Below are 6,149 nucleotides of genomic sequence, written 5' to 3' on the forward strand. Positions count from 1 at the left end.
GGCCTGCATGATGCCAAGGGGGCCCGCCGCCAGTACCACCCGCTCGTAATCGAGCCCGCTCATCAGCACCTTGACCCCGCCGTGCAGGGGGCCGAGCAGGTTCTGTTGCGGGATGCGGCAGTGGTCGAATACCAGCTCGCAGGTGCTGGAGCCGCGCATGCCGAGCTTGTCGAGCTTCTGGGCCGTGGTAAAACCGGGCGTGCCCGCCTCGACGATAAAAGCCGATATTCCCTTGGGCCCGGCCTGGGCATCCGTCTTGGCATAGATGACGAAGGTATCGGCATCCGGGCCATTGGTGATCCACATTTTGTTGCCGTTCAGGACGAAATGCTCCCCCTCGCGAGCGGCGGTCAGGCGCATGCTGACCACGTCTGAGCCGGCTTCCGGCTCACTCATGGCCAGGGCCCCCACGTGCTGGCCACTGACGAGGGAGGGCAGATAGCGCGCCTTTTGATCAGGGGTGCCGTGGCGGTGGATCTGGTTGATGCAGAGGTTGGAGTGGGCGCCGTAGGAGAGGCCGACCGAGGCGCTGGCGCGGCTCACCTGCTCCATCACCAGCACGTGGGCCAGATAGCCGAGGCTCACGCCGTCATACTCCTCCGCCACCGTGATACCGTGCAGCCCGAGTTCGCCCATTTGCGGCCAGAGATCGCGCGGGAAGGCGTTGCTGTGATCGATCTCGGCGGCGCGCGGCGCTATCACTTTCTGGCAGAAGGCCTCGACCTGCTCGGTCAGGGCGCAAAGGGTCTCATCCATCACTGCGTGCATCCTTGCTCTCCTTTGAATGACGGGGGCTTACCGGTCTGACTGCCCCGACGAGCCGAAATAGGGGGCCAAACTGGTCAGTCCATTTGTGCGTTAAGTTTACGTTAGCGTAAACGTAAATTGATTGTTAGTCTAAGGTAAATTTGTCGGGTGGCGGCTGCAAGGCGGCTCGCTTCCCCTCCATCAACCGAACTCAAGGAGTGAGCGGCATGACCAGCCAGTACCCATTGCAGTCTGCCAGCAAGGAGAGCAGGGCATGAGTAACCATCAGACCCAGTACGGCGATGTGCCGCTTTATATCGGTGGCGAGGCCTGTGCTTCCACGAGCGAGGCGTGGATCGAGGTGACCAATCCGGCGGATCAGAGTCTGCTGGCGCGGGTGCCGAGGGCTACCCCGGCCGAGGTGGAGCGCGCGGTGCGCAGTGCCCACGACGCCTATCTGCTGTGGCGGGATGTGCCAGCCCCCGAGCGGGCGCGGGTCATGTTCAACTACCAGCATCTGCTAAAAGCCCATCACGATGAGCTGGCCTCCCTGCTGGCCCAGGAGACCGGCAAGAATCTGGCGGACGCCAAGGGAGATGTGTGGCGCGGTATCGAGGTGGTGGAGCAGGCCTGCGGCATCGCCAGCCAGACCATGGGGGAGACCATGGGTAACGTCGCGCGCCGGGTCGATGGCCACTCCTGGGTGCAGCCGCTGGGGGTCTGTGTCGGCATCACGCCGTTCAACTTCCCCGCCATGATACCGCTGTGGATGTTCCCGCTGGCGGTGGCCTGCGGCAACGGCTTCGTGCTCAAGCCTTCCGAGCAGGATCCGCTCACCCCCATGCGGCTGGCCGAGCTGTTCACCGAGGCAGGGGCCCCCAAGGGCATCCTCTCCGTTGTACACGGCGGCGCCGAACAGGTGGATGCGCTGTTGTGCCATCCGGATGTGAAGGCGGTCAGCTTCGTCGGCTCTGCCCGGGTCGGGGCCCACGTCTATCGCACCGCCACTGAACACCTCAAACGGGCCCAGTGTTTCGTCGGTGCCAAGAATCACATGGTGATCATGCCGGATGCCAACAAGGGGCAGGTGCTGAGCAACCTGGTGGGGGCTGGTGTCGGCGCGGCCGGGCAACGCTGCATGGCCATCAGTGTGGCGGTATTTGTGGGCGGTGCCCGGGAGTGGATCCCCGAGCTTGCCGCCGAGTTTGCCAAGGTGAGGCCAGGGGTCTGGCACGATCCCGAGGCGGCCTACGGTCCCCTCATCAGCCCGGAGGCGAAAGTCAGGGTAGAGGGCCTCATCGAGGCGGGGATCAAGGAGGGGGCCGAATGCCTGCTCGATGGCCGCGTCTGTGATGTGGCGGGTTATCCGGTGGGCAACTGGGTGGGGCCGACCCTGTTTCGCGGTGTGACCCCAGAGATGCGAATTTATAAAGAGGAGATTTTCGGCCCTGTGCTCGCCTGCCTGGAAGTAGCCAATCTGGACGAGGCGCTGACCCTCATCAACACCAACCCCTACGGCAACGGCACCTCTATCTTCACCGGCTGCGGCGCTGCGGCCCGCAAGTTTCGTCACGAGGTGGCTGTGGGTCAGGTGGGGATCAACGTGCCCATTCCGGTACCGCTGCCATTTTTCTCCTTCACCGGCTGGCGCGGCTCCTTCTACGGGGATCTGCACGCCTATGGCAAGCAGGCGGTGCGCTTCTACACCGAGACCAAGACGGTGACCGAACGCTGGTTCGACGAGGAGATCCCCACAGGCCCCAATATGACCATCAGCCTGCGTTAAGGGAGAAAGAGACAGGACTGGGCAATGCCGACTGGCGCGAACCTGGCTATCAACCTGCGTTGCGCGTGGGTCAGACAGACAACAGACACAGGACACAAGGAAGCGGACAAAATGGATTTTACCCTGACCGAGGATCAACAGGCTTATGTCGAGGTGGCGACCGCCTTTGCCAATGAGGCGCTCAAACCCCATGCCGCCCGTTGGGACAGAGATCACGAGTTTCCCATTCCCACCATCAAACAGGCGGCGGCGCTCGGCTTTTGCGGCCTCTATACCCCGGAACAATATGGCGGGCTTGGTCTGCCCCGGCTCGATGCCAGCCTCATCTTCGAACGCCTCGCCATGGGCTGCACCTCTACCACTGCCTACCTCACCATCCACAACATGGTGAGCTGGATGTTGGGCAGCTGGCTGCCTGGCGATGTCGCCGAGCAATGGGTGCCCAGGCTCGCCAGCGGCGAGCTGCTTGGCTCTTATTGTCTCACCGAGCCGGGGGCGGGCTCAGATGCGGCGGCACTCAAGACCCGTGCGGTGCGTGACGGCGAGAGCTATCTCATCGACGGCAGCAAGGTGTTCATTTCGGGGGCAGGCAGCACGGACGTGCTGGTGGTGATGGCCCGCACCGGGGGCGACGGGGCCAAGGGGATCTCTGCCTTCATGGTGCCCGCCGACAGTGAGGGGATTGTCTACGGCAAGGCGGAGGAGAAGATGGGCTGGAACAGTCAGCCCACCCGTGAAGTGGCCTTCAACGGGGTGCGCATTCCCGCGAACTATCGATTGGGTCAGGAGGGGGAAGGGTTCAAGTTTGCCATGCAGGCGCTGGATGGCGGGCGCATCAACATCGCCACCTGTTCTGTGGGTACCGCCCAGCAGGCGCTGGACGATGCGCTGGCCCATGTGCAGCAACGCCAGCAGTTTGGCCACCCTATCAGCGAATTTCAGAGTGTGCAGTTTCGCCTTGCCGACATGGCCACCGAGCTGGCGGCGGCTCGCCTGATGGTACGTCAGGCCGCTGACAAGCTGGACAGGGGGAGTCCGGACAAGAGTGCCTGGTGCGCCATGGCCAAGCGTTTTGCCACCGATGTAGGTTATCGCGTCTGTGACGAGGCTCTGCAACTTTTTGGCGGCTATGGTTATATCCGCGAGTATCCGCTGGAGCGCTACCTGCGTGATACCCGGGTCCACCGCATCCTGGAAGGCACCAACGAGGTGATGCGGCTGATCATCGCCCGCCGCCTGCTGGCAGATCCCGGTCTGTCGCTGGCTTAACACATTATTTGCCCCTGAACCGTCGTCAGGCTTTGTGAGTCAGTCGAATGTTGGCTCCATTCAACCCTGTCATCATGGGGCAGTCTCATTTACAAGGACAATGCAATGACAAGGATCAGGCTCGAATATCACGGTCACGTGGCTTACATCACCTTCGACCATCCGCCCGCCAACACCTGGACCCTGGCCAGCTTGCAGGCCTTCTTGCAGATGATGGTGGAGCTCGAAAGCCGCCCCGATGTGGTGGCGCTGGTGATCCGCGGGGCGGGGGACAAGTTCTTCTGCGCCGGCGCCGATCTCAAGATGTTTGCCGATGGCGATCTGGATCATGCGCGTGAGGTGGCCGAGGCCTTTGGCCGCGCCTTCCAGGCACTGGCCGATTTCCACGGCGTCAGCATAGCCGCCATCAATGGTTATGCCATGGGGGGCGGGCTGGAGGTGGCGCTGGCCTGCGATATCCGCATCGCCGAACAGCAGGCCATGCTGGGACTGCCGGAGGCCTCTGTGGGCTTGCTGCCCTGCGCCGGTGGCACCCAGCGCCTCACCGAGCTGGTGGGGCCCGGTTGGGCAAAGCGGATGATCCTCTGTGGCGAGAAGGTCAATGCCACCTTGGCCTACGAGATGAGGCTGGTGGAGGAGGTGGTGAAAACAGGGCACGCCTGGGACGCGGCGCACCAGATGGCCCAGCTGGTGGAGCGCCAGAGCCCGAGCGCCCTGCATGCCTGCAAGCGCCTTATCAATCAGGGTCGCTGTGGCCCTCGTGATGGTGCCTTGCCGCTGGAGCGTCATATGTTCCTCAAGCTGTTTGAGGACGCCAACCAGCGTGAAGGGGTGGCGGCTTTCCTGGAGAAGCGGCCCCCGTGCTGGCAATACGAGGTATCTGCAAAGCAGGGGGACGATGCATGAATGACGCGGTACGTGTAGCCACCCACCCCACGGCGGATGGCCATCATATCGGCGTGTTGACCCTGGACAGTCCTGCCTCCCTCAACGCCCTGAGTCTGCCGATGATCCAGGCTCTGCAGCGTGCGCTCACGCAATGGGAGCAGGATCCCGGTGTGGTCTGCGTGGTATTGCAAGGGGCTGGCGAGAAGGCGTTTTGCGCCGGCGGTGACATCCGTTCCTTCTATTACCGCAAACAGGAGGAGAGCGAGCAGGCGCTGTTTGGATATGCACGGGATTTTTTTGAGCAGGAGTATCGGCTCGATCACCATATTCACCGTTATGCCAAGCCCCTCATCTGCGTGGCGGATGGCATCTGCATGGGGGGCGGCATAGGCCTGTTCGCTGGCGCCGACTTTCGGGTGGTGACCGAGAAGAGCCTGTTCGCCATGCCAGAGGTGACTATCGGTCTCTATCCCGATGTAGGGGCCAGCTGGTTTTTAAGCCGGATGCCGGGACGACTCGGACTCTGGCTCGGGCTCACTGGTGCGCGTTTCAACGGCGCGGATGCCATCGGCCTGGGACTGGCGGATCACGCCATGTCCAGCCGCGAGCGGGCTGGCTTGTTGCCGCGGCTGGCCGAATTGGGGTGGGGGGGAAAGGTCGCGCCGCGCGAGCAGATCGCACAGTTGCTTAGCGGCTTGCAGGCAGAGGCAGACCAACTGCTGCCAGCCCCTGTGATCATGCCCCATCAGGCCAAGATCGATGCCCTGCTGGCCGGGCGCACCCTGCAAGGGGTACTGGATCGGTTGTACGATGCTCTCTTCGAGCTCGAACTGGGCGAAGGGAGCCTGGCGCAGGCCCGCGACATCTGTCGCGGCGGCAGCCCCATCAGCCGCGCCATCCTGTGGCGCCAGTACTGGCAGGCGCGCCGCCAGTCGCTGACCGAGGTGTTTGCCGATGAGCTGGCGCTCTCGGTCAACTGCGTGCTGAGGGGGGATTTTGTAGAAGGGGTGCGTGCGCTGCTCATCGACAAGGACAAATCACCTCGCTGGCAGGCGCCACCGCCCGGCACTGACTGGCTGGATGCCTTCTATCGCTGGCCCGAAGGGAAAAACCCCCTGACGCCTTGAGCCTGAGAGCGTCAGGCGCCAGGGCGGATGAATAGACACAGGTTGCTGGATAACCAGCACGGCAAGGAGCAGACAAGATGACACGGATAGGGTTTATCGGGCTGGGCAACATGGGTGGGCCCATGGCCGCCAACCTGGCCAGGGCGGGGCATGGGGTTCAGGTGTTTGACTTGATGCCGGAGAGTGTTGCCAAGGCGATCGCCGCGGGTTGTATCGCCGCAGGAGATGCCCGCGAGGCGGTGGCCGATTGTGAGGTGGTCATCAGCATGCTGCCCGCCGGTGAGCATGTTCGGGCGCTTTGGCTTGGCGGCAATGGTGGACAGGATCTGCTG

At 63.1% G+C, this 6,149-nt stretch carries 6 protein-coding genes; 5 read left to right on the forward strand and 1 reads right to left on the reverse strand.

Annotated features, from left to right (window positions below):
• Window positions 1–768, reverse strand: a 768-nt coding sequence (locus AAC083_RS07115) for an acyl-CoA dehydrogenase family protein (protein WP_108536189.1), incomplete at its 3' end; no start/stop codon positions are given.
• A gap of 253 nt (window positions 769–1,021) precedes the next feature.
• On the opposite strand from AAC083_RS07115, the gene AAC083_RS07120 reads away from it, so the two are divergent.
• The 5 genes from AAC083_RS07120 to AAC083_RS07140 all read left to right on the forward strand — a co-directional run.
• Window positions 1,022–2,533, forward strand: a complete 1,512-nt coding sequence (locus tag AAC083_RS07120) for a CoA-acylating methylmalonate-semialdehyde dehydrogenase (RefSeq protein ID WP_108536190.1) — start codon at window positions 1,022–1,024, stop codon at window positions 2,531–2,533.
• Window positions 2,534–2,644: 111 nt separating this feature from the next.
• Window positions 2,645–3,802: an acyl-CoA dehydrogenase family protein gene (locus tag AAC083_RS07125; protein WP_181364678.1), complete on the forward strand. Its 1,158-nt coding sequence runs from the start codon at window positions 2,645–2,647 to the stop codon at window positions 3,800–3,802.
• Window positions 3,803–3,907: 105 nt separating this feature from the next.
• Window positions 3,908–4,708, forward strand: a complete 801-nt coding sequence (locus AAC083_RS07130) for an enoyl-CoA hydratase (protein ID WP_108536191.1) — start codon at window positions 3,908–3,910, stop codon at window positions 4,706–4,708.
• A complete protein-coding gene (locus tag AAC083_RS07135) occupies window positions 4,705–5,817 on the forward strand; it encodes an enoyl-CoA hydratase/isomerase family protein (protein ID WP_108536192.1) in 1,113 nt (370 codons plus the stop codon). The genes AAC083_RS07130 and AAC083_RS07135 overlap by 4 nt, the downstream gene beginning before the upstream one ends.
• A gap of 77 nt (window positions 5,818–5,894) precedes the next feature.
• Window positions 5,895–6,149, forward strand: a 255-nt coding sequence (locus tag AAC083_RS07140) for an NAD(P)-binding domain-containing protein (protein WP_181364679.1), incomplete at its 3' end; no start/stop codon positions are given.

Origin of the sequence: Aeromonas sp. HMWF014, assembly GCF_963878295.1 — a bacterium.
GTDB classification, from domain to species: domain Bacteria; phylum Pseudomonadota; class Gammaproteobacteria; order Enterobacterales; family Aeromonadaceae; genus Aeromonas; species Aeromonas popoffii.

Excerpts from the sequence above, each read along its gene's own strand:
- AAC083_RS07120 (WP_108536190.1), top strand. The coding sequence starts at position 1,022 with ATGAGTAACCATCAGACCCAGTACGGCGATGTGCCGCTTTATATCGGT.
- AAC083_RS07125 (WP_181364678.1), top strand. The coding sequence starts at position 2,645 with ATGGATTTTACCCTGACCGAGGATCAACAGGCTTATGTCGAGGTGGCG.
- AAC083_RS07130 (WP_108536191.1), top strand. The coding sequence starts at position 3,908 with ATGACAAGGATCAGGCTCGAATATCACGGTCACGTGGCTTACATCACC.
- AAC083_RS07135 (WP_108536192.1), top strand. The coding sequence starts at position 4,705 with ATGAATGACGCGGTACGTGTAGCCACCCACCCCACGGCGGATGGCCAT.